21 protein-coding genes are annotated in these 22,394 nt (G+C 63.8%); 11 read left to right on the top strand and 10 right to left on the bottom strand.

What is annotated here, in order from left to right:
* Window positions 1-3 precede the first annotated feature (3 nt).
* Window positions 4-627 (bottom strand): thermonuclease family protein, encoded by a 624-nt coding sequence (locus tag LB547_RS29195; RefSeq protein ID WP_140762054.1) that lies wholly within the window; start codon window positions 625-627, stop codon window positions 4-6.
* A 73-nt stretch (window positions 628-700) separates the two neighbouring features.
* On the opposite strand from LB547_RS29195, the gene LB547_RS29190 reads away from it, so the two are divergent.
* Window positions 701-2,221: a sensor histidine kinase gene (locus LB547_RS29190; RefSeq protein WP_140762059.1), complete on the top strand. Its 1,521-nt coding sequence runs from the start codon at window positions 701-703 to the stop codon at window positions 2,219-2,221.
* A gap of 37 nt (window positions 2,222-2,258) precedes the next feature.
* Here LB547_RS29190 and LB547_RS29185 read toward each other — a convergent pair whose 3' ends face one another.
* Window positions 2,259-3,257, bottom strand: a complete 999-nt coding sequence (locus LB547_RS29185) for a nicotinate-nucleotide--dimethylbenzimidazole phosphoribosyltransferase (RefSeq protein WP_140686442.1) — start codon at window positions 3,255-3,257, stop codon at window positions 2,259-2,261.
* Window positions 3,258-3,417: 160 nt separating this feature from the next.
* Between LB547_RS29185 and LB547_RS29180 the strand changes: the two genes are divergently transcribed.
* Together LB547_RS29180 and LB547_RS29175 are read left to right on the top strand one after the other, a co-directional pair.
* Window positions 3,418-3,651: a DUF1289 domain-containing protein gene (locus LB547_RS29180; protein WP_140515375.1), complete on the top strand. Its 234-nt coding sequence runs from the start codon at window positions 3,418-3,420 to the stop codon at window positions 3,649-3,651.
* A 13-nt stretch (window positions 3,652-3,664) separates the two neighbouring features.
* Entirely contained in the window at window positions 3,665-4,369 is a 705-nt protein-coding gene (locus tag LB547_RS29175; protein WP_140584433.1) for a TIGR02281 family clan AA aspartic protease, read from the top strand.
* Between the two features lie 17 nt (window positions 4,370-4,386).
* Here LB547_RS29175 and dusA read toward each other — a convergent pair whose 3' ends face one another.
* Together dusA and LB547_RS29165 are read right to left on the bottom strand one after the other, a co-directional pair.
* Window positions 4,387-5,385: a tRNA dihydrouridine(20/20a) synthase DusA gene (gene dusA, locus LB547_RS29170; protein ID WP_140557178.1), complete on the bottom strand. Its 999-nt coding sequence runs from the start codon at window positions 5,383-5,385 to the stop codon at window positions 4,387-4,389.
* A 454-nt stretch (window positions 5,386-5,839) separates the two neighbouring features.
* On the bottom strand, window positions 5,840-6,142 hold the full coding sequence (locus LB547_RS29165) for a DUF982 domain-containing protein (RefSeq protein ID WP_140762062.1): 303 nt from the start codon (window positions 6,140-6,142) through the stop codon (window positions 5,840-5,842).
* 329 nt (window positions 6,143-6,471) lie between these two features.
* On the opposite strand from LB547_RS29165, the gene LB547_RS29160 reads away from it, so the two are divergent.
* Window positions 6,472-7,929 carry an NCS1 family nucleobase:cation symporter-1 gene (locus LB547_RS29160; RefSeq protein ID WP_140498646.1) on the top strand — a complete coding sequence of 486 codons (1,458 nt, stop codon included), beginning with the start codon at window positions 6,472-6,474 and terminating at the stop codon, window positions 7,927-7,929.
* 66 nt (window positions 7,930-7,995) lie between these two features.
* Here the strand turns inward: LB547_RS29160 and LB547_RS29155 are convergent, their stop codons facing one another.
* From LB547_RS29155 to tpiA, 5 genes are all read right to left on the bottom strand, one after another.
* Window positions 7,996-8,547 (bottom strand): DUF1697 domain-containing protein, encoded by a 552-nt coding sequence (locus LB547_RS29155; protein WP_140729153.1) that lies wholly within the window; start codon window positions 8,545-8,547, stop codon window positions 7,996-7,998.
* Window positions 8,548-8,573: 26 nt separating this feature from the next.
* Window positions 8,574-10,211 (bottom strand): CTP synthase, encoded by a 1,638-nt coding sequence (locus LB547_RS29150; RefSeq protein WP_140686404.1) that lies wholly within the window; start codon window positions 10,209-10,211, stop codon window positions 8,574-8,576.
* 210 nt (window positions 10,212-10,421) lie between these two features.
* Window positions 10,422-11,546, bottom strand: a complete 1,125-nt coding sequence (locus tag LB547_RS29145; RefSeq protein WP_140498649.1) for a L,D-transpeptidase — start codon at window positions 11,544-11,546, stop codon at window positions 10,422-10,424.
* Window positions 11,547-11,876: 330 nt separating this feature from the next.
* Window positions 11,877-12,326, bottom strand: coding sequence for a preprotein translocase subunit SecG (secG, locus tag LB547_RS29140; protein WP_140762065.1), 450 nt, complete (start codon window positions 12,324-12,326; stop codon window positions 11,877-11,879).
* A gap of 171 nt (window positions 12,327-12,497) precedes the next feature.
* Entirely contained in the window at window positions 12,498-13,265 is a 768-nt protein-coding gene (tpiA, locus tag LB547_RS29135) for a triose-phosphate isomerase (protein ID WP_140498652.1), read from the bottom strand.
* A gap of 143 nt (window positions 13,266-13,408) precedes the next feature.
* Here tpiA and LB547_RS29130 point away from each other — a divergent pair, with 143 nt between their 5' ends.
* The 5 genes from LB547_RS29130 to glp are packed head-to-tail and all read left to right on the top strand — an operon-like array spanning window position 13,409 to window position 18,833.
* Window positions 13,409-15,301 (top strand): SurA N-terminal domain-containing protein, encoded by a 1,893-nt coding sequence (locus LB547_RS29130; RefSeq protein WP_140498654.1) that lies wholly within the window; start codon window positions 13,409-13,411, stop codon window positions 15,299-15,301.
* Window positions 15,298-16,308: an anthranilate phosphoribosyltransferase gene (trpD, locus tag LB547_RS29125; RefSeq protein WP_140762068.1), complete on the top strand. Its 1,011-nt coding sequence runs from the start codon at window positions 15,298-15,300 to the stop codon at window positions 16,306-16,308. The genes LB547_RS29130 and trpD overlap by 4 nt, the downstream gene beginning before the upstream one ends.
* Window positions 16,309-16,312: 4 nt before the next feature.
* Window positions 16,313-17,125 carry an indole-3-glycerol phosphate synthase TrpC gene (gene trpC, locus LB547_RS29120; protein WP_140669935.1) on the top strand — a complete coding sequence of 271 codons (813 nt, stop codon included), beginning with the start codon at window positions 16,313-16,315 and terminating at the stop codon, window positions 17,123-17,125.
* Window positions 17,126-17,127: 2 nt separating this feature from the next.
* Entirely contained in the window at window positions 17,128-17,628 is a 501-nt protein-coding gene (moaC, locus tag LB547_RS29115) for a cyclic pyranopterin monophosphate synthase MoaC (protein ID WP_140762071.1), read from the top strand.
* Window positions 17,628-18,833, top strand: a complete 1,206-nt coding sequence (gene glp / locus LB547_RS29110) for a gephyrin-like molybdotransferase Glp (protein ID WP_140762074.1) — start codon at window positions 17,628-17,630, stop codon at window positions 18,831-18,833. Before moaC ends, glp begins: the two co-directional genes overlap by 1 nt.
* 36 nt (window positions 18,834-18,869) lie before the next feature.
* On the opposite strand, the gene LB547_RS29105 is transcribed toward glp, so the two are convergent.
* Window positions 18,870-19,709, bottom strand: coding sequence for an alpha/beta hydrolase (locus LB547_RS29105; protein ID WP_140762078.1), 840 nt, complete (start codon window positions 19,707-19,709; stop codon window positions 18,870-18,872).
* Between the two features lie 166 nt (window positions 19,710-19,875).
* Between LB547_RS29105 and LB547_RS29100 the strand changes: the two genes are divergently transcribed.
* Both LB547_RS29100 and kynA read left to right on the top strand, forming a co-directional pair.
* Complete coding sequence (locus LB547_RS29100; protein ID WP_140762082.1) at window positions 19,876-21,501, top strand: AMP-binding protein; 1,626 nt, start codon at window positions 19,876-19,878, stop codon at window positions 21,499-21,501.
* Window positions 21,498-22,334: a tryptophan 2,3-dioxygenase gene (gene kynA, locus LB547_RS29095; RefSeq protein WP_140498668.1), complete on the top strand. Its 837-nt coding sequence runs from the start codon at window positions 21,498-21,500 to the stop codon at window positions 22,332-22,334. The genes LB547_RS29100 and kynA overlap by 4 nt, the downstream gene beginning before the upstream one ends.
* Window positions 22,335-22,394: the final 60 nt, after the last annotated feature.

Raw genomic sequence — 22,394 nt, 5'->3', positions numbered from 1 at the left:
GGCTTACCAGAAGCGGAAAATCTCTCGCACGGCATCGGCGATGGAGGCGAGCGTGCCATGTTTTCTCTCGACGGACTCGCCATGGTGGCTGTCGCGCCAATCTTGCGGCTGGTCGAATGTACCTGCCCAGATGCCGGCCCTTGCCGCGCGCGCGATGGCTTCCTCGCTCTCGTAATCGCCGAAAGCGACCGCCCAGCCTGCCTCGACCTGTGCGCGGTTGAGATCGGTATCGCCCGCCTTGCAATCGCCGAGCAGCCGGCCGTAACGATCGCGCTGCCAGCCGCTGCAGATGACGGGCCTGCCGGCGATCAGGCGCACCAGAGATTGGCGCGCAAGCGTGCCACAGGAATAATCGGCGCCGTTCTTGCGGCAGGTCTGGGTGTATTCCGGCGCGTCGATGCCGCGCATGCGGATGCGTTCGGCCCCGAGCGTGATCGAGTCGCCATCATTGATGATGGCGACGCCCTGTGTCTTTCGCGTCTCCACGCGATCGAGGCGCGCCGCAAGCACGATCAGCAGCCCCAGAACGATGATCGTCAGCCCATAGTCCAGCAATTTGCGCCATGGGGTTCGCGGGCGCGGCGCAGCGTACCGCCGGCGCGGTCCTTGCGACCAGGAACGGCTCATATGGCAAACGGTTGGTTAATCATTCGAACGTAGCTTAACACCTTGAAATGCCGCCCGCATAATTGAAGTCTTCATGCCTTTGCAACGCTCGAACACAGCGGACAAATTCATTGTGGACCGCAGGAAACGCCATCGCAACAGCGATGTCGCGCGCGCGGTGCGCAAGACGCGCGACCGTCTTTCGCAACAGGCCGGCAATCCGGATTTCGATCGCGAACTGCTGAGACTCCATGCGCGCGCGATGACCAGCGGGGCCATTGCCATTCCGCTGCTCGTCCTGGCGATCGCCGCGCTTGGCCGGCTGGCCGGCATCGGCAATGAGATCATTCTCTGGGCGCTGTTCACCCTGACCTGCTACACGATGTTGGCTTTCATGGCGCGCCGCGTCGAACGCGTGGAAGCGTCCGAGCTTAACCCGTTGCAAACCCAGAGAGAATTCCTGTTCGCACATTTCCTGTGCGGCCTCGGCTGGGGCTGGTTCGTCTGGCTCGGCTGCGGTGCCTGCGCGGTCGACCAGTTTCAGGTGGTCAAGGCCGTGGTGCTGCTGCTTGCCATGGCCGGAACCGCTATCATGGCCTCATCCCTGCGCGGGGCGCTGCTGGCGACTTTCGCTGTTCCGGTGACGCTTTACGCCTACGCCGAAATAAGGCTGTGGATGCCTGTCGGGGCGATCATGGCCGTACTGCTCGTTCTTTCGCTGCCTTTCTTTGCCTATATCGCGCGGAACCTCAACCGCTCCTCCCTGATGCTTTTGTCGTTCCGCTCCGAAAAGGACGCACTGATCGCCGAAGTCGAGACCGCGAAATCGATGTCGGACGAGGCGCGGCGGCGCGCGGAAGATGCCAATCTGGCGAAATCGCGCTTTCTTGCCTCGATGAGCCATGAATTGCGCACGCCGCTCAACGCAATTCTCGGTTTTTCCGAAGTGATGTCGAACGAAGTGCTGGGGCCGATGAGCAATCCCACGTATCGCGACTATGCCCATGACGTGCACGAATCCGGCCAGCATCTTCTCGACCTCATCAACGAGATCCTCGACCTGTCGCGCATCGAGGCCGGCCGGTACCAGCTCAATGAAGAGCCGGTGATGCTGCTCGGCATTGTCGAGGATTGCTGCCACATGATGGAGTTGAAGGCGCGCAACAAGGATATCCGCGTCATTCAGGATTTCGAACATGCCTTGCCGCGCCTGTTCGCCGACGAGCGCGCGGTGCGCCAGATCACCCTCAACCTCTTGTCCAACGCGATCAAGTTCACCGCCACCGGCGGCGAAATCCGCGTGCGCGTCGGCTGGACGGCCGGCGGCGGACAATACATCTCGGTCAGGGACAACGGCCCCGGCATACCGGAAGACGAGATCCCGGTAGTGCTTTCGGCCTTCGGCCAGGGTTCGATCGCCATCAAGAGCGCCGAACAGGGCACCGGACTTGGTCTGCCGATCGTGCAGGGCCTGCTCGCCATGCATGGCGGCGAATTCCAACTTCATTCCAAGCTGCGCGAAGGCACAGAGGCGATTGCCATCTTCCCGCTGAGCCGGGTGATGGAGGAACTGCCGGCCCTGCCGACCGCGGCGGTCGCGGCGCGTCGGCGTTGACGCGCCTCATGCGTGGAATGAGCGACGAATGCTCGGCCTAGCCGCGAACGGCCGCGGCCATGCCCGAACTGGTCAGTGCCGCTGCCTTGATTAGGCCGGCGGCAAGTGCCGCGCCTACTCCCTCGCCGTGGCCGACGCCGAGGTCAAGCAAGGGGCGAAGGCCAAGGCGCTCGGCGGCCTGCGCATGCGCGGGCTCCGGCGACAGGCCGGCGAGAAGGCAATGATCCAGCGCGGCAGGATTGGCGGCATGCAGGACCGCTGCGGCTGCCGTTGCCGCAACTCCGTCGAGCAGCACGGGGATCTTTTGCATCCGTGCCGCAAGGATGGCGCCGGCTATCGCCGCGAACTCACGGCCACCGAGCCGGCGCAGCACCTCCAACGGTTCATCGAGATGGCCGGCGTGGAAAGCCAGCGCCGCATCGACCACCTCCGCCTTGCGCGCCTGCATCGCCGCATCGGCGCCAGAGCCCGGGCCGACCCAATCGGTGCCCTTGCCGCCCAACACGGCCGCGAACAGGGCCGCGGCGACGGTGGAATTGCCGACGCCCAGATCGCCGAGGCAAAGCAGGTCGGCGCCGCCGGCGATCGCCTCCATGCCAAAGGCCATGGTCGCGGCGCAACCCCGCTCGTCGAGTGCGGCATCCTGCGTGATGTCGGCTGTCGGAATATGCAAGGCGAGATCGAAAACCTTCAGCCCGAGGTCGTTGGCGACGCAGACCTGGTTGATCGCTGCACCGCCGGCCGCACACAGTTCGACGGCGTTTGCGGTCGCCGCCACGGCTCTCGGCGAGACGCCGTGCCTGACAACACCATGGTTGCCGGCAAAGACCGCGACCAGAGGCCGCGTCACTGCCGGCGGCGCACGGCCACTCCATGCTGCCAGCCAGGCAGCGATATCCTCGATGCGACCAAGCGAGTTCCTTGGCTTGTCCGCCTTGGCGAACAGCGTTCGCACACGGGCCTCGGCTGTCGTGTCGGCCGCCGGCAGGTTGGCCAGCAGGTTACGGAAATCGTCGAAGGGCTGTGCTCTGGTCATGTCGTGGAAATCGTCCTTGCAGATGGCAGCGGCATAGCCGCCCTCGTGCGCCGGCACAACCTCCCGCGCCTGATGTAAAAGCGGCCGTGGGCGACGCATTCCCGAGGGCTTGCAAAGGGCATGCCGTTGCACCATGTGGAAGTCAGCCAAGGAAACATTCATGACGGCCATCGAATCCCCATGCATTCTGGTCTGTTCGATCGATATGAAGACCGGTTTCTGTTTCGGGTGCGGCCGCACCCGGGACGAGATCGGCGCCTGGATCGACATGACGGCGCAGGCGCGCCGTGACGTCATGGCCCAACTGCCTGCAAGGCTGGAGACGGTAGAGCGCCGGCCGCGCCGCGAAACCCGCCGCACCCGTATGGCACGGGAACGCGACGCGCTCTCGTGAACGGATTGCCGACATGAACCGCCTGTTCTGGATCCTGATGCTCGTCATCGGCGTCGGCGCGGTGCTGCTGATGTTCAACGATTCCGCCGGCAATACGCTCGGCGTAGAGAACGATGATTTTGGCCGGCTGATCTGGCTTGGCGCCTTCGGTGCGCTCATCGGCGCCGGCCTGCTAAGGTCGGGCCGCCCGCTCGGGGCCATGGCGCGCAATCTCGGCGCGTGGGCGGCGATCGCGCTCGCGCTGATCGCCGGCTATCAATATCGCTACGAATTGCAGGATTTCGCCAACCGGGTAACCGCTGGCCTTGTTCCCGGCAGCCCGCTGGCGCTGGGCATCGAGGACGGCCATGCCACCGTGACGCTCGACAAGGCCGACAATGGCCATTTCGAGGCGCGCATCCTGATCAACGGCGCGCCAGTGCGCACGGTGGTCGACACAGGAGCGACCAGCACCGTGTTGACGTCGCAGGACGCCCAGGCAGCCGGGATCAATCCCGCCGCTCTCGATTTCACCATACCGGTCTCGACCGCCAACGGCACGGCGCGCGCCGCGGCTGTGAAAACTAACGAACTGGCCATCGGCGGCATCGTGCGAAAGAATATGCCGGTGATGGTCGCGGCACCCGGTATGCTTGGCCAGAGCCTGCTCGGCATGAACTTCATCAGTTCGCTGTCCGGCTTCGACGTGCGCGGCGACCGGATGACCCTCCGGGATTGACGTTCGGCAAAAGCGGTTCAGGCGGCCTTGTCGACCGCCCCGCTGAGGTCGACCGCAGCGAACGCCGTCTTCAGCACCTGCGGCCCAGCGCCGGGGCGCGTTGCATCCGTGGAGAGGATCTGGCGGTAGCGGCGCGCACCGGGCAATCCATGGAACAACCCGACCATATGGCGGGTGACGTGGCCGAGCCGCCCGCCCTGTTCGACATGGCGTGCGGCGTAGCCGGCCATGACATCGATCAGCGCGGCGAAATCGAAGGGACCGGTCCGCTCTCCATAAAACATGGCATCGACGCCGGTCAGAATGCCTGGAGTATGGTAGGCGGCGCGGCCGAGCATGGCGCCGTCGAGGTGCTGGAGATGCGTCTGCGCCTCTTCAAGCGATTGAATACCGCCATTGATGCCGATGAATTCGCTCGGTTTTCTCGCCTTCAACCGATAGACGCGGCCATAGTCGAGCGGCGGGATGTCGCGGTTTTCCTTGGGGCTCAGCCCCTCCAGCCATGCCTTGCGCGCATGCACCCAAAGGGCGTCGGCGCCGGCCGCGAAAACACCGTCTGCAAGCGCATCCAGCGCCGGCTCGGGATCCTGCTCGTCGACGCCGATGCGGCATTTGACGGTTACGGGAATGGTCACCGCCGCCTTCATCGCCGCGACACAGTCGGCGACGAGGTCAGGCACCTTCATCAGGCAGGCGCCGAACGTACCGGACTGGACGCGGTCCGACGGGCAGCCGACATTGAGGTTGATTTCCTCATAGCCGAAAGCCTGGCCGATGCGCGCCGCCTCGGCCAGCTTCCCCGGATCGGAGCCGCCGAGCTGCAGCGCGACCGGATGTTCCGCATCGTCGAAACCGAGCAGGCGCTCGCGCGCGCCCTGGATGACCGCGTCCGCCACCACCATCTCGGTGTAGAGCAACGCACGGCGAGTCAGCTGGCGATGGAAGAACCGGCAATGGCGGTCCGTCCAATCCATCATCGGGGCGATTGCCACCTTATGCTCTTGGTATCTCGACATTTTTTGCGTCAATTGGTTGGTTGATGCGGGCAGTATGGCCACCAATCCTCATATCGGCGACATATGCGAAGTAGGCAAGCCCCTCGCTCGAGCAGCAAGTCTGAAGGCGGTCCTTCTGCGCCTGCCAAATCCTATGGCCTGAAGTGCTGTCTTCTCGTTTTTTCGAGTGCTGGGCGAAATCGCTCCAAGAAATCGGAAGCTTGCACCCCTTGCTACACCGCAGGAGAGCGGCACGCCGTTTTGCGACCTGGTCGATAGTCTTTCAACTGCGGCGAACAAGACGGGGGACCGCCTTTCCAGGATTGGCTGCTTTCCGAAGTTGCCGACCACAAGCAGATGGTGGCCATCCTGGGCCGCGCCGCATCAGGCGTTCGCCGACGCCATGGCAAACGGACAAACAGTCGATCGGCGCCGGGGGTCGGCGCCGATTTTCGACTACAGCCGGTTCAGAACGTTACCGCCGCAGCGCGTACACGCGCCCAGCTGGCTCGCTGCCCACCGACAAGGCCATGTCGTCATCCAGAAGCCGCGTGATCCGGGCGAAGCCGGTGAACGCCTTCCTGGCTTCTTCAGCCGACATCTGCCCCGACAGGGCGGCCGCGCAGCAGTTCAGCGCGCATTGATAGACAGGGCCACGTCGCCCGGTCGGCCATTTACGCAAAAACATCATGGCCTCGGCAACACTGTCGATTTCCTCGATAGGGTGTCCCTGCCCGCGTGAGATCCGCACGGGCGAAAAAAAATGCAAATAATTCATCGTATCCTCCCGCTCGGTCGCGACGTATTCGACCGAACCCCATCAAACGCGCCATCATCCACTTGGTTCCATAAAAAACGTGCGCTTGGCAAAAAAAGGGCAGGTTTGCCCGCCGCGGCTCCGATGTCGTCGCGCCGGCGCTTGAAAGCGCCGCGAATCGGACTCGCCGATCAGAGCGGCAAGTATCGTGCCGCGCGATAAGAGCGATCCCCATTGAATATCTTTAAGGCCAAAGCCGGCAAATCAGCCGATTGCCCCTTCCCTCGCGTCAGGCGTAACCTTGACGGTCAACGCGTGAGGGCGCGTGCTGCAAGAAGGGGACAATTGCAATGACGATACAAGGCGCATCGCCGGATCTATATAACGAAGATCTCGCACCGGCCAAGATACGAAACTGGGGACCATTCTCGATCTTCAACGTCTGGACGTCGGACGTGCACAGCCTCTGGGGTTATTATCTCGCCGCCAGCCTTTTCCTGTTCTGCGGCGGTTTCGTCAACTTCATCATCGCCATCGGCATCGGCTCGCTCGTCATCTACGCGCTGATGAACATGGTCGGCTATGCCGGCGTGAAGACCGGCGTGCCTTACCCAGTGCTCGCCCGCGCCTCGTTCGGCATATGGGGCGCCAACATACCGGCGCTGGTGCGCGCCATCGTCGCCTGCTTCTGGTACGGCGCACAGACGGCGGCCGCTTCCGGCGCCATTGTCGCGCTGCTGATCCGCTCGCAATGGTTCGCCGATTTCAACGCCAACACCCATTTCCTCGGCCACTCCGGGCTGGAAGTGATCTGCTTCGTGGTCATCTGGGCGCTGCAGCTGCTGATTATCCAGAACGGCATGGAGACGGTGCGCCGCTTCCAGGATTGGGCCGGGCCAGCCGTGTGGGTGATGATGCTGATCCTGGCCGTCTATCTCTGTGTCAAAGCCGGGACCTTCGCCTTCACCAGTGACATTCCGATGGAGGTGCTGCTCGAAAAGACCAAGGATGCGGGCGTGCCAGGTACGCCGGGATCGTGGACGTCGCTGTTCGCCGTCGCCGCGATCTGGGTGACCTATTTTTCGGCCCTCTATCTCAACTTCTGCGATTTCGCCCGCTATGCACCGGACAAGGCATCGCTGCGCAAGGGCAATATCTGGGGCCTGCCGATCAATCTCATCCTGTTCTCGCTGGTCGCTGGCGTCACCACCATTGCCGCTTACGACGTCTATCACGAGGTGCTGCTGCACCCCGACCAGATATCGGCGAAATTCGGCAGCTGGTTCCTGGCCGCGCTCGCCGCCTTGACCTTCGCGGTGGCGACGCTCGGCATCAATGTCGTGGCCAACTTCGTCTCGCCGGCCTTCGACTTCTCCAACGTCTTCCCGCGCCAGATCGACTTCAAGAAGGGCGGCTACATCGCGGCACTGATCGCGCTCGTGCTCTATCCCTTCGCGCCTTGGGAAGGCAGCGCTGCGTCCTTCGTCAACATCATCGGCGCGACAATGGGGCCGATCTTCGGCGTCATGATGGTCGACTACTACCTGATCCGGAAGGGCGAGGTCGACGTCGAAGCGCTTTATCGCGAGGACGGCGAGTTCCGCTTCCAGGGCGGCTGGCATGTCAATGCCTTCATCGCTGCCGGCATTGGCGCCGTCTTCTCCTCGATCCTGCCGAACTTCACCAACTGGCTGCCATCCTGGTGGGGCGTCTATGGCTGGTTCTTCGGCGTCGGGATTGCCGGCATCATCTACTACGTGCTGCGCACCGCCGCCGTGGGTGCCGGCGCCAAGACGGCGAAGGCCTGAAATGGGCAGTAGGCAGGAAAGGTAGGGAAAGCAGACGGCTTCCCCCTACTGCCTACTGCCTACTGCCTACCGCCTACTGCCTGCTTCTACCATCTCGGCGAGCCGGCGCACCGTGTTCCAGTTGCGCGACGTGCCGACGCCCAGGCGTTTGTGATTGGCGGCCGCGAGCAGCCGTGAACTCGGTCGTTCCCGCGAAAAGACGACCCAGATGTCGCCGCCGCGTGACATCACCTTCTCATCGGCGGCGGCATGGGTCTCGAGCGCCGCCGCCGCATCGTCGGGCACGGGCTTGCGCATTATCCGGACGGCCACCTGGTCACCGGTCTCGGCGGATTCAGCCGGAAACGGATTGCCGGCCGCGAGCCTCAGCCAATCTTCGGCACCGCGCACGATGATATCGACATGGCGGCCGAAAGCTTTTTTGAAGGCGGCTTCCAGACGCTGCTCGAGACCGGCGACGTCCGTCGCCGGCGCCTCGAAGACAAGATTGCCCGTCGCCACGAGCGTACGGACATTCTTCAGCCCGAGGCCTTCCGCCATCGCCTTCAGGTCGGACATCACGACCCGGCGCCCTTCTCCCAGGACGATGCTGTAGAGAAGGGCGACGTAGGTCTGCATCGGATGCCGAACCCCGCCTGGCGCGCCTATACCAGGCGCGATTGTTCGACCGCCGCCTCGATGAAGCTGGCGAACAGCGGATGCGGGTCGAGCGGCCGGCTCTTCAGCTCGGGGTGGTATTGCACGCCGATGAACCAGGGATGGTCGGGGTATTCGATCGTTTCGGGCAGCACGCCGTCGGGCGACATGCCGGCAAACACCAGGCCGCAATCCTCCAGCCGCTGCTTATAGTCGATATTGACCTCGTAGCGGTGGCGGTGACGCTCGGAAATCTGCGTGTCGCCATAGATGTCGGCGATCTTGGAACCCTTGGCGAGCTCGGCCTGATAGGCGCCGAGCCGCATCGTGCCGCCGAGATCGCCGGTTGCCCGGCGCTTCTCCAGCATGTTGCCCTTCAGCCACTCCGTCATCAGGCCGACGACCGGCTCCTGGGTCGGGCCGAATTCGGTCGAGGAGGCCTCATCGACCCCGGCCAGGGACCGCGCCGCCTCGATACAGGCCATCTGCATGCCGAAGCAGATGCCGAAATACGGCACCTTGCGCTCACGCGCGAATTTCGCAGCCAGGATCTTGCCTTCCGAGCCGCGCTCGCCGAAACCGCCGGGCACCAGGATGCCATGCACCTTTTCCAGCCAGGGCGCCGGATCCTCCTTCTCGAAGATTTCCGATTCGATCCAGTCGAGCTTGACCTTGACGTGGTTGGCCAGACCGCCATGCGACAGCGCCTCGATCAGCGATTTGTAGGCGTCCTTGAGGCCGGTATATTTGCCGACGATGGCGATGGTCACCTCGCCTTCCGGATTGTGGATGCGGTTGGACACGGCCTGCCACGGCTCCATGCGCGGCTTCGGCGCAGGGTCGATACCGAACGCGGCCAGCACTTCCGAATCGAGCCCTTCCTTGTGGTAAGCCATCGGCACGTCGTAGATGTGCGGCACGTCGAGCGCCTGGATGACCGCGCTCTCCCTGACATTGCAGAACAGCGACAGTTTTCTACGCTCTTCCTTGGGAATGGCCCGGTCGGCGCGGACGAGCAGGATGTCGGGCGCGATGCCGATACCGCGCAGCTCCTTGACCGAATGCTGGGTCGGCTTGGTCTTCAATTCGCCCGCGGTCGGGATATAGGGCATCAGCGTCAGATGCACATAGACGGCGTTGTTGCGCGGCAGGTCGTTGCCGAGCTGGCGGATCGCCTCCAGGAAAGGCATCGCCTCGATGTCGCCCACGGTGCCGCCGATTTCGCACAGCACGAAATCATAGTCGTCATTGCCGTCGAGGACGAAATTCTTGATCTCGTCGGTGACGTGCGGGATGACCTGCACGGTGGCGCCGAGGTAGTCGCCGCGCCGCTCGCGCTCGATGATGTTCTTGTAGATGCGGCCGGTGGTGATGTTGTCCTGCTGGTTGGCGGAACGGCCAGTGAACCGCTCGTAATGGCCAAGATCGAGATCGGTCTCGGCGCCGTCATCGGTGACGAACACCTCGCCATGCTGATACGGCGACATCGTGCCCGGATCGACATTGAGGTAGGGATCGAGTTTTTTGATGCGTGCGCGATAGCCCCGCGCCTGCAAGAGAGCCCCTAGGGCCGCTGCGGCAATGCCTTTTCCAAGTGAGGAAACCACGCCGCCTGTGATGAATACATATCGCGCCATGGGAGTCATCGCTTAACGCGGCCGGATTGATTCCGCCAGAGAAAAAACCGCCGCTAAGGCTTTTTCCCAACAAGGCGCTCGAACCGTGATCCGAAATGGGATCCGGTTTTCGGATAGGCCCATGTCGAACGGGCTGGCCCGTTCCACTGGAACGCGACCGAGAGCGAGGCAAAACAAAGGGCCGGCTGAACCGGCCCTTTTGGCAAGCTGCTGCAAACGTCAGATGATGACGACCTTGGTGCCGACCTTGACGCGGCTGTAGAGGTCCATGACGTGCTCGTTCATCATGCGGAAACAGCCATTGGAAGCGCTGGTTCCGATCGACTGCGGCGCGATGGTGCCGTGGATGCGCAGATGCGTGTCCTTCTTGCCGTCATAGAGGTAGATGGCGCGGGCGCCGAGCGGATTCTGGCCGCCGCCGGGCATGCCGTCCTTGTACTGGGCATAATGCTTGGGCTCGCGCTTCTGCATGTCCAGCGTCGGGATCCAGCGTGGCCACTCCTGCTTGTCGCCGACCGCCACGGTGCCCTTGAACTGCAATCCTTCGCGGCCGACCGCGATGGCGTAGCGGCGGGCGGTGGACGATGATTCCACCAGATAGAGCCGGCGGGCACTGGTATCGATGACGATCGTGCCGGCCTCGTAACCGGTGAATTCCACGTCCTGTGGCACGAACTCCGGCTTCACCTTGAACGGCTTCTTGGCGTTTTTCCTGGCGAGCGCCGAATCCAGCGCACGGGTCTCAGGCAGATAGTTGATCGAGGACGATGCCATCTGGCCGCCAAACAGTCCGGCGAACAGGCCGCCGCCGGTGCGCTGTTTCTGGCCAGGCAGCTCGCTGCGCAATTCGCCATTGTTGCCGGTCAGCGCAACGTTCATCACCTCGGCCGATTCCGGTTCGGCCGAAGGAATCGGCTCGATCGGCGTCAACGGCTCGATGATCTTCGTGATCTTCTTGGCCGGCTTGGCCGCGGCCACTTCGGTCGCCGGTGCAGTCTTGCCTTTCTTGGCCAGGAACGCCTGCCGTTCCGCCTCGGCCTTCGCTTTCGCCGCCTCGCGCATCGCCATCTTCCTGGCTTCCAGCGCCTTGGCCTTGGCGGCTTCCTTGTCGGCAACGATCTTGGCCTCGATCTTTTTGATCTGGGCGAGATCGTCCGGTGTCGGATTTTTCTTCTTCTTGAGAAGCCTCAACTGCGCCGCATCGCTCTTGGCTGCGACGTTGATGGCATCGGTCTTGCCGACCGACTGATTGGCGGCCAAATTGGCTGGCACGCCGGCGAAAGCCGGGGAGCTCATGCCGAGTGCGGCGCAAAGTCCCAGGAAGATGAAGCTGCGAAGCTGCATGGCGAAGATCCGATCGTTCAATATTTGTTGCCCACGGCGTCGCCCGGCATCCCCCAAGGACACCGAAAATGCCGCGCGCAATCTATAGTCGAATAAGCGCGGGCGCCTCAAGCGCGAGGCCGCTGCACTTCCCGTCGAATCTTCGTGATGCCGCCGCATTTGCCGCGACTGTGGTCAAACGACAACAGATCGGCTGAGTGTAAGAGATCAGAGCGGGCCGAGAGCCCGGCGGCGAGGACCGGAACCGAGCGCAGTTCGGTTGTAACGACGCAGAATGCCGGCGTTCGCACGCCGGCGCTCCCTGTCAGATAGCCCTTGAACGAACCCGGATTATTGGTTCGGAACCTGCGGGGCCGCGGGCGCGGTGCTGGTGCCGTTGGTCGCCGGCGGCGTCGAGCCGGCGGCAGGCGGCGTGGCCGGAGCATTGGCTGGCGGCGTTGTCGCGGCTCCGTTGCCGGAAGGCGGCGTCGGGGTGGTCGTGCCAGGCAATTGGTTGAGTACGCCCTTGCCGGCGCCGTCCGATGTTGCGGGAACGCGGTCGAGAATGTCGATCGGCTTCTCGCCGTAGCGGGCAATGATCGACAAGGTCAGCGACGTCACGAAGAAAGCGGCCGCCAGAATGGCCGTCGCCCGGGTCAGCGCATTGGCGGCGCCGCGCGCCGTCATGAAGCCGGATCCGCCACCAATGCCAAGGCCGCCGCCTTCGGAGCGCTGCAGCAGCACAACGCCGACAAGGGCCAGAACGACCATGAGATGGATGACGATCAGTACGGTTTGCATAGTTTATCCTGGCAATGCCCTGCCCGGCCGCGGACACGACCGGGGAATTGGAGGCGGCTCAATACAATGCTTTCACGGCATTTCCAAGCCCGTGGCCGGAATATGGGAAGCAAGGCGTCCTTTACAACGATTTCCCGTGCGCCGCGCCCGCTTCGGCGCCGCGCGAAGTCATCAGGAGATGCTGCGATAGGCTTCCGCGATGCCCAGGAAGTCGGCCGCTTTCAGGCTGGCCCCGCCAACCAGCGCGCCGTCGACATTCCTGACCCCAAGCAGTTCCACTGCATTGGACGGCTTGACCGAACCGCCATAGAGAATGCGCATCTTGCCCGCGGCGGCGCCGAGCTTCTCCGACAGTTTTTCGCGAATATGCGCATGCGCTTCGGCTACATCGGCGACGGTCGGGGTCAGGCCGGTGCCGATCGCCCACACCGGCTCATAGGCAACGATCGTGTTGGACGCGGTAGCGCTTGCCGGCACCGAACCGGCAACCTGGCGTGACAGCACGTCCAGCGTCGCGCCCGCTTCGCGCTCCTGCCGCGTCTCGCCGATGCAGACAATGGCCACAAGCCCGGCGCGCCAGGCTGCGGAGGCCTTGGCCTGAACTGTCGCATCATCCTCGCCGCGCTGTTCGCGGCATTCGGAATGGCCGACGATGACGTGGGTCGCGCCCGCATCCTTCAGCATCTCCGCGGAGATGCACCCGGTATAGGCGCCGCTCTCCTTGGCGTGGCAATCCTCACCGCCGGCATGAACCGGCGTACGCGACAGAATCTCGGCGGCATGGGCGAGCAAGGTCGCGGGAACGCAGACCAGCGCCTCGGTGTCTGCGTCGAGCCCGCTCATGAAACCGTTGCCGATCATCCTGAGTTCGTTGAGCGAGGCGCTGGTACCGTTCATTTTCCAGTTGCCTGCGACGAGCGGGCGAATTCCTGGCGTCATCGTTTGCTTCTCCGGGTGACATTCGGCTGGCGTTCTCACTACCAAAATCAAGCCACAAAGCAATCGACAGTGGACCGGAAGGGCGCTATTGCGCTTGTTTCAGACTCGGCGCATCCGAAAATGCGCATAAATCGGAAGTAACGATGCTTGGTATATTGAGAAGCGCGGCGGGCACCTGGGTCGCGAAGTTACTGCTTTCGCTGCTGGTGGTCAGTTTTGCGGTCTGGGGCGTATCGGGACGGCTGATGGGTGGCCTTGCCGGCCACGACTCCGTCATCACGGCCGGCGGCACCAAGGTGTCGATCAACGAATACCGCCTCGCCTATGACCGCCAGCTCGCCGTCATGTCGCAGCAGTTCGGTCAGCGCCTCACCCACGAACAGGCAAAGGCGCTCGGCGTCGACAACCAGGTGTTGGCGCAGCTTGTTTCGGGCGCGGTCCTCGACGAACAGGCTCGCAAGCTCGGCCTTGGCCTGTCCAAGGACCGGCTGGCGGAACTCACCCGCGAGGATCCGGCGTTCAAGGGCCCCGGCGGACAGTTCGACCGGAGAGCCTTCGAATACAGGCTGCGTGAGGTCGGCATGCGCCCGGAGGATTATTTGAAGAATCGTGCCCAGGTCGCGGTGCGCCAGCAGATCGTCGAGGCGGTTTCGGACGGCCTCAAGGCGCCTGACACCTTCTTCAAGGCGGTGGCCCTGTACCGTGGCGAGGATCGTACGGTCGACTATCTGACCTTGCCGAAGGCGCTGGTCGAACCCATCGAGGCGCCGAGCGACAGCGCGCTGCAGGCCTATTTCGAGGCCAACAAGAAGACCTATGCCGCGCCCGAATACCGCAAGTTTTCCTATGTCAGGCTCGAGCCGCAGGACATCATGGACACGAGCTCGGTGACCGACGCCCAGGTCAGCGACGACTACAACAAGAACAAGGCGCGCTACACCACTCCCGAGATGCGCACCATAGAGCAGCTTGTGTTCAAGACGCCGGACGAGGCCAAGGCCGCGCTCGATTCGTTGAAGTCCGGCGCAACCTTCGACAAGCTCGTCACTGCGGAAGGCAAGACCCCGGCCGACACGCTGCTCGGAACGCTCGCCAAGGACAAGATCGCCGACAAGGCGGTCGCCGACGCTGCTTTTGCGCTCAACGTCAATGAGGTCAGCCCTGTCGTGCAGGGTGCCTTTGGTCCCGTGCTGCTGCGCGTCACCGAGATCAAGCCCGAAGTCGTGAAGCCGCTGGCCGAAGTGTCGGACCAGATCCGCAAGGACCTGGCGCTGGGCGAGGCAAACCGCATCCTTCTGGACGTGCATGATAATTACGAGGACAGTCGCGCCGCCGGCAGTTCGCTGGCCGACGCCGCCGCCAAGCTGAAGCTGAAGGTCGTCACTGTCGACGCGATCGATCGCAGTGGCCTGCGGCCCGATGGCTCCATCGTCAAGGATCTGCCGGAATCGCCGGCCCTGATCAAGGCTGCCTTCGATGCCGAACCGAATACTGAAAACGAGGCGCTGACCACGGCCGATAACGGCTTCATTTTCTATGAAGTGGCTTCGATCACGCCGGCCCGCGACCGCACGCTGGACGAAGTTCGCCAGAAGGTCGTTGCCGACTGGACCGCGGCCGAGACGGCCAAGCGGCTGACCGCCAAGGCGCAGGAGCTGGAAAAGCGGCTCAAGGCCGGCGCAACGCTCGACGTCATTGCCGGCGAGCTCAAGCTGGAAAAGCAGACCAAGCGTGGTCTGAAGCGCGAAGCCGACGACGCCGATTTCGGCAAGGAAGGTGCAGCGGTGATGTTCGGCGTCGGCGAAGGCGGCACCGGCTTGATCCCCTCTCCCACCAGCGACGCGCAAATCCTGTTCAAGGTCGCCGAGGTGTTCGAACCCGCCGGGGCCGATGCCAGTTCGGTGCCCGAGGACGCGCGCAAGTCCTTCACCTCCGGCATGTCGGACGATCTGCTCGACCAGTTGGTGGCGCAGTTGCAGACGCAGTACGGCGTCCGCGTCGACCAGGCTGCCGTTGCCCAAGCCTCGACAAGATGAGCGCGCTGAAAACCCATATCGCCAAGGTCGCGACCGGCACCGCCCTGTCCTTCGACGAGGCGCGCGAGGCCTTCGACATCATCATGTCGGGCGATGCTACGCCCGGCCAGATCGGCGGCTTCCTGATGGCGTTGCGTGTGCGCGGCGAGACGGTGGACGAGATTTCGGGCGCCGTCGCCACCATGCGCGCCAAGATGCTTCGCGTCGACGCACCTGTCGGCGCCATCGACATCGTTGGCACCGGCGGCGACAATTCGCACTCCGTCAACATCTCGACGGCATCCGCTTTCGTCATCGCCGCCAGCGGGGTTCCGGTCGCCAAGCATGGCAATCGCGGGTTGTCTTCGCTGACCGGTGCGGCCGACGTCCTGACCGCGCTCGGCGTCAAGATCGATCTCACGCCGCAGGCCATCGGCCGCTGCATCCACGAGGCTGGCGTCGGATTCATGTTCGCGCCGGCACATCACCCGGCGATGAAGCATGTCGGCCCGACCCGCGTGGAGCTCGGCACCAGGACCATCTTCAACTTGCTCGGTCCGCTCTCCAACCCGGCCGACGTGCGCCGGCAGATGGTCGGCGTGTTCATGCCGGAATGGATCATACCGGTGGCCGAGACGCTGAAGGCGCTGGGCACCGAGCATGCCTGGGTCGTTCATGGTGATGGCTACGACGAGATCACCACCACGGGCGAAACGCATGTCGCCGAACTGATCGGCGGCGAGATCCGCACCTTCACCTTGACGCCCGAAGCGGTTGGCCTGGCCCGTCACACCAAGGAAGAACTGCGCGGCGGCGACGCTGCCTACAACGCCGAGGCTTTGCGCGCTATGCTGGGTGGCGGCGGGGGCGCTTTTCGCGACACCGTGCTGATGAACGCCGGTGGCGGCTTGGTGGTGGCAGGCAAGGCGACGACGCTCGCCGACGGCATGGCGACGGCGGTGCAAGCCATCGACAGCGGCCGGGCGCTGCAGGTGCTCGACCGGCTGGTTGAGATTTCGAACGGTTAGACAGATGTCGGACATTCTGCGCAAGATCGAGGCCTACAAGCGCGACGAGATCGCGACGGCCAAGGCGCGCGTGCCGCTGGCCGAGATCAAGGCGCGGGCGAAAGACACTGACGCGCCGCGCGGCTTTCTCACGGCGCTTGAGGCGAAGCGCAGATCCGGCGGCTTCGCTCTGATTGCCGAGATCAAGAAGGCAAGCCCGTCCAAGGGCTTGATCCGCGCCGACTTCGATCCGCCAGCGCTCGCGCGGGCCTATGCAAAGGGCGGCGCCGCCTGTCTTTCGGTGCTGACCGACGCACCGTCTTTCCAGGGCGCGCCGGAATTTCTCACCAGGGCAAGAGCCGCCGTCACCCTGCCCGCGCTGCGCAAGGATTTTCTGTTCGATCCTTATCAGGTCCATGAAGCTCGCGCCTGGGGGGCGGACGCCATCCTGATCATCATGGCCAGCGTAGATGATGATTTGGCGAGCGAGCTTGAAGCGACGGCATTCGAACTCGGCATGGATGCGCTGATCGAGGTCCACGACGAGGCCGAGACGGAGCGCGCACTGAAGCTGTCGTCGCAATTAATCGGCATCAACAACCGTAATCTGCGGACATTCGAGACCCGTCTCGAAACCTCGGAACGACTGCGGGCGATGATTCCGGGCGGTTACTTGCTGGTCAGCGAAAGCGGCATCTTCTCTCATGACGACTGCCTCAGATTGCAGAAGAGCGACATCGGCACCTTCCTGGTCGGCGAAAGTTTGATGCGCCAGCAGGATGTGACCGCGGCAACGCGCGCGCTGCTCACCGGCAAGGCAGCGGCCGAGGCCGTCTGACGATGACGGCCGCCCTCACCCATCTCGACCCGCAGGGCCAGGCCAACATGGTCGATGTTGGCGGCAAGGACGAAACGACGCGCACCGCTGTCGCCGAGGGTTTCGTCTCGATGCGGCCCGAGACGCTGAAGATGATCCTGGCCGGCAATGCCAAGAAAGGCGATGTGCTGGGCACCGCGCGCATAGCCGGCATCATGGCAGCGAAGAAGACGCATGAGTTGATCCCGCTCTGCCATCCGCTGCTCTTGACCAAGGTCTCCGTCGACATTGAGCCCGATCCTGCCCTGCCCGGACTGAAGATCATTGCGCTGGCGCGCGTCACCGGCAAGACCGGCGTCGAGATGGAAGCGCTCACCGCGGCTTCGGTTGCCTGCCTGACCATTTACGACATGGCCAAGGCGGTCGACCGTGCCATGATCATCACCGGCATCCGGTTGGTCGAAAAGACCGGCGGCAAGTCGGGCGACTACAAAGCCGCTGGCGAAGATGGGGCGGTCGCCTGATGGCGCTGCTTCCGGTCGCAGCAGCGCTCGAACGCCTGCTGGAGGGTGCTGCGCCGCTTGCGAGCGAAAGCGTTTCGCTCCTCGAGGCCGTGGATCGCGTTCTCGCGGAACCGGTGGTGGCGTTGCGCACCCAACCGCCCTTCAACGCCTCTGCCATGGACGGATACGCGGTCCGCGCTGTCGATGTCGCGTCCGTGCCGTCCCGGCTTTCGGTGATGGGCGTGGCGGCGGCCGGGCGCGGCTTTGACGGCGCCGTCGGCAAGGCGCAGGCCGTGCGCATCTTCACCGGTGCTCCGCTGCCGCAAGGCGCAGACACCATCGTCATCCAGGAAAACGTTCGTGACCTCGGCGGCGGCAGCATCGAGGTGGTCGAACCGACGGCCGAGGGGCGCAACATCCGCCGCTTCGGGCTCGATTTCTCCGAGGGCGACATTCTGCTGGAAAAAGGCCGCGTGCTCGATCCGGCAGCACTGTCGCTTGTCGCCTCGGCCAACCATCCCCGGGTGGGCGTCGTAAAGCGGCCGCTGGTTGCCATCATCGCCACCGGCGACGAGCTGCTGCCGCCCGGCAGCGAACTCGGCCCCGACCAGATCATTTCGTCAAACGCCTATGGCGTCGCCGCCGCCGCGCAATCGGTCGGCGCGCATGCGCTTGATCTCGGCATTGCCGCTGATCGCGAGGAAGCCATCGCGGCGCTGGTCAGGAAAGCGGTCGCGGCCGGCGCTGATGTCATCGTCACGCTTGGCGGCGCCTCGGTCGGCGACCACGATCTGATCCATGACGTGCTGACCGGCGAAGGCATGACGCTCGGTTTCTGGAAGATCGCCATGCGTCCCGGCAAGCCCCTGATGTTCGGCCGCCTCGGTGACATCAGGTGCATCGGCCTGCCCGGCAATCCGGTGGCGAGCCTCGTCTGCTCGCAACTGTTCCTGAAGCCGCTCCTGGCACGCCTCGGCAACCGCAATTTCCGGCAAGATATCCGTCAGGCACGGCTGGGCGCCGCCATGCAAGCCAATGATCTGCGCCAGGACTATGTGCGGGCGGTGGTCAGGCAAGAGGCCGGCATGCTGGTTGCAACCCCTTTCAGCATCCAGGATTCCTCGATGCTGAGGATGCTGGCCGACGCCAACGGACTGATCGTGCGCGAGCCGTTTGCGTCCGCCGCGGCTGTGGGAGACGCTTGCAGCGTTCTCATGTTGAGGTGAATATTCACCGTATAACCAGCTGATTCTAGCGACAAATCAGATTGTTGACTCCGCTAGCAAAACTCGTGTCAGCGGATGCGCCGGATCGGCCAGGCCTTCGACAATGTCGTAATGATGTCGGTCCGGCTCGACCACCGCGCTCGTGATGGCACCAAGCCCTGTCCAGATATTGGCCAGCAAGGCGTTCTGGCGCAAGAACTCGGACCGCTCGCCGCCTCCGGCCCAGCACGTGATGCGCGCGCCATCCATGGGCCGCAGCAGCGCTGGGCTTTCCGTCAGCGCCTCGGCTTCATCGATTTTCAGTGCCGCGTTCATGCCGGTGCGCATAAGCGGACGCAGGTCATGCAGGCCCGAAATCGAAACGACGTGGCGTACGCGCCTTGCCACGCCGGCCGACAGGGGCGTTGATGTCGTCGCCATGCGGCTGGCGAGATGGCCGCCGGCCGAATGCCCGGTCAGCATAAGCGGTCCCCCGACCATCGCCGCCGCCTTGCCGATCGCCGCGCCGATCTCGTGGGAGATGCCGGCGATGCGTATGGCGGGGCAGAGCGTATAGGACGGCATCGCCACGGCAAAGCCGCTGTCAACCGAGCCCTTGGCGAGATGCGACCAGCTATCCTTGTCGGACTCCAGCCAGTAGCCGCCATGGATGAACACGACGAGCCCCTTGGGCGTAGCGGCAGGAAGGAAGAGATCGAGCCGGTTGCGCGGGCTGTCGCCATAGGCGATGTCGAGCTGAGCCCTGCCCTTTGCCGCAAGCGCATCACGAAATGCCTGCGCCGGTTCGACCCATGCGGCCGGCCAGCGATCGCTGCCGGCGATGTTGGCGCCGTTGGCGTAGGCATTGTCCCAATCGGCAATGCGATGTTCGAGCATCGGCACCCTCCCCCGGACGGCATCGTTTCAGCCGCTAGCAATGGCGATCGACAGCGGCAACGTCAATGCTCCAAGGCAAAACATTTTAGGCTTGAAACAAATTTCGACTGGTGCGATCCTGTGCTTTGTTCAGCGATGGGCGTGAGGCAGACAGGGGCAGCCGAAAATGCTTGGGCCATCAGCGCATATCGACACGTTCACGCGCGATAACCTGCCGCCGCCGGATCAATGGCCGGACTTCCTGCTCGACGGCTTCGACTATCCCGAACGGCTCAATGCCGGCGTCGAACTGACCGACAGGCTGGTCGAGAAAGGGTTGGGCGACCACACCGCGCTGATCGGCAACGGCCGCCGCCGCACCTACAAGGAATTATCCGACTGGACGAACAGGCTGGCGCATGCGCTGGTCGAGAATTACGGCGTCAAGCCAGGCAATCGGGTGCTGATCCGCTCGGCCAACAACCCCGCCATGGTGGCCTGCTGGCTGGCCGCCACCAAGGTCGGCGCCGTCGTGGTCAACACGATGCCGATGCTGCGCGCCGGCGAACTCGCCAAGATCGTCGACAAGGCCGAAATCACCACAGCGCTGTGCGACACCAGGCTGATGGACGAGATGACCGCCTGCGCCAAGGACAGCGCGTTCCTCAAGCAGGTCATCGGCTTCGACGGCACCGCCAACCACGACGCCGAACTCGATCGCACCGCCCTCGACAAGCCCGTGACGTTTACCGCGGTGCAGACCGGGCGTGACGACGTCGCCCTGCTCGGCTTCACCTCAGGCACGACAGGCGTGCCGAAGGCGACGATGCATTTTCACCGCGACCTCCTGATCATCGCCGACGCCTACGCCCGCGAGATCCTGCAGGTGACGCCTGACGACATCTTCGTCGGCTCGCCGCCCCTGGCCTTCACCTTTGGCCTTGGCGGGCTCGCCATCTTCCCGCTGCGTTTCGGCGCCGCGGCGACGCTGCTGGAACAGGCAACGCCGCCCAACATGGTCCACATCATCGAAACCTACAAAGCGACGATCTCCTTCACCGCGCCCACCGCCTATCGCGCAATGCTCAAGGCCATGGACGAAGGGGCCGATTTATCGTCGCTGCGCGTCGCCGTTTCGGCCGGCGAAACCTTGCCGGCGCCGGTGTTCGAGGAATGGACTGAGAAAACCGGAAAGCCGATCCTTGACGGCATCGGCGCCACGGAAATGCTGCATATTTTCATCTCCAACCGCTTCGATGACATGAATCCTGCCTCCACCGGCAAGGCCGTTGGCGGCTATCAGGCGCGCGTCGTCGACGACGAAATGCGCGAAGTGCCGCGCGGCACCGCGGGCAGGCTCGCGGTGCGGGGACCGACCGGCTGCCGCTACATGGCCGATGCCAGGCAGAGCGACTATGTCCGCGACGGGTGGAACCTCACCGGCGACACGTTCTGGCAGGACGAGGACGGTTTTTTCCACTTCGCAGCGCGCTCCGACGACATGATCGTCAGTGCCGGCTACAACATCGCCGGCCCAGAGGTCGAAGCGGCGCTGCTGGCGCATGCCGATGTCGCCGAATGCGCGGTGGTCGGCGCCGAGGATGCCGAGCGCGGCCAGATCGTCGAGGCTCATGTGGTGCTCGTGCAAGGCGTGGCGCCAGACGCAATGACCGTCAAGCGTCTGCAGGATCACGTCAAGGCCACGATCGCGCCCTACAAATATCCGCGCTCGGTAAAATTCATCGCCGCTTTGCCCAAGACGCAGACCGGCAAGATCCAGCGCTTCCGGCTGCGCGCGGAGAAGATCAATTGAGCAAGCCCTACGACCCGTCCGCCGAGGGCGCGGAAATGTCGTTCAAGGAGCGCATGTCCTACAGCGACTATCTGCATCTGGAAAAGGTGCTCGAGGCGCAGGAGCCGCTTTCGTCAGCCCATGACGAGATGCTGTTCATCATCCAGCACCAGACATCGGAACTCTGGATGAAGCTCGCGCTGCACGAAATCGGCGCCGCAATCCGCTCCATCCGCGCCGACCGTCTCGAACCGAGCTTCAAGATGCTTTCGCGCGTCGCCCGCATCTTCGAGCAGCTCAACAATGCCTGGGACGTGCTGCGCACGATGACGCCCAGCGAATACACCGAGTTCCGCGACGCGCTTGGCCAGTCCTCGGGCTTCCAGTCGTGGCAGTACCGTGCCATCGAGTTCATGGCCGGCAACCGCAATCTCGCAATGCTCGGACCGCACAAGCACCGGCCGGACCTCAGCGAGAAACTGGAGGCGATCCTGGCGCAACCGTCGCTCTACGACGAGGCGCTGCTGCTGCTCGCCCGTAACGGCTTCGACATCGGTGCCGACGCAAGGCGTACGGACTGGCGCGAAACGCGGACCGAGAACGAAGAGGTCCTTGTCGCCTGGCAGATCATCTACCGCGACCCGCAGCGCTACTGGATGTTCTACGAACTCGCCGAGAAGCTGGTCGATTTCGAGGATTATTTCCGCCGTTGGCGCTTCAACCACGTCACCACGGTCGAGCGCATCATCGGTATGAAGCGCGGCACCGGCGGCACATCGGGCGCGTCCTACCTGAAGAAGATGCTGGAGGTGGAGTTGTTCCCGGAGCTGTGGAAGGTCCGCACCCGGCTCTGACGTAGCTTTGCCGACTGCATATCGTTATCCCGAACCCGCTGCGCTTTTCTGAGCGACAGG

The organism is Mesorhizobium sp. B264B1B, from assembly GCF_020165765.1.
Taxonomy (GTDB): domain Bacteria; phylum Pseudomonadota; class Alphaproteobacteria; order Rhizobiales; family Rhizobiaceae; genus Mesorhizobium.
This window is presented reverse-complemented; position numbering and strand designations above follow the sequence as displayed.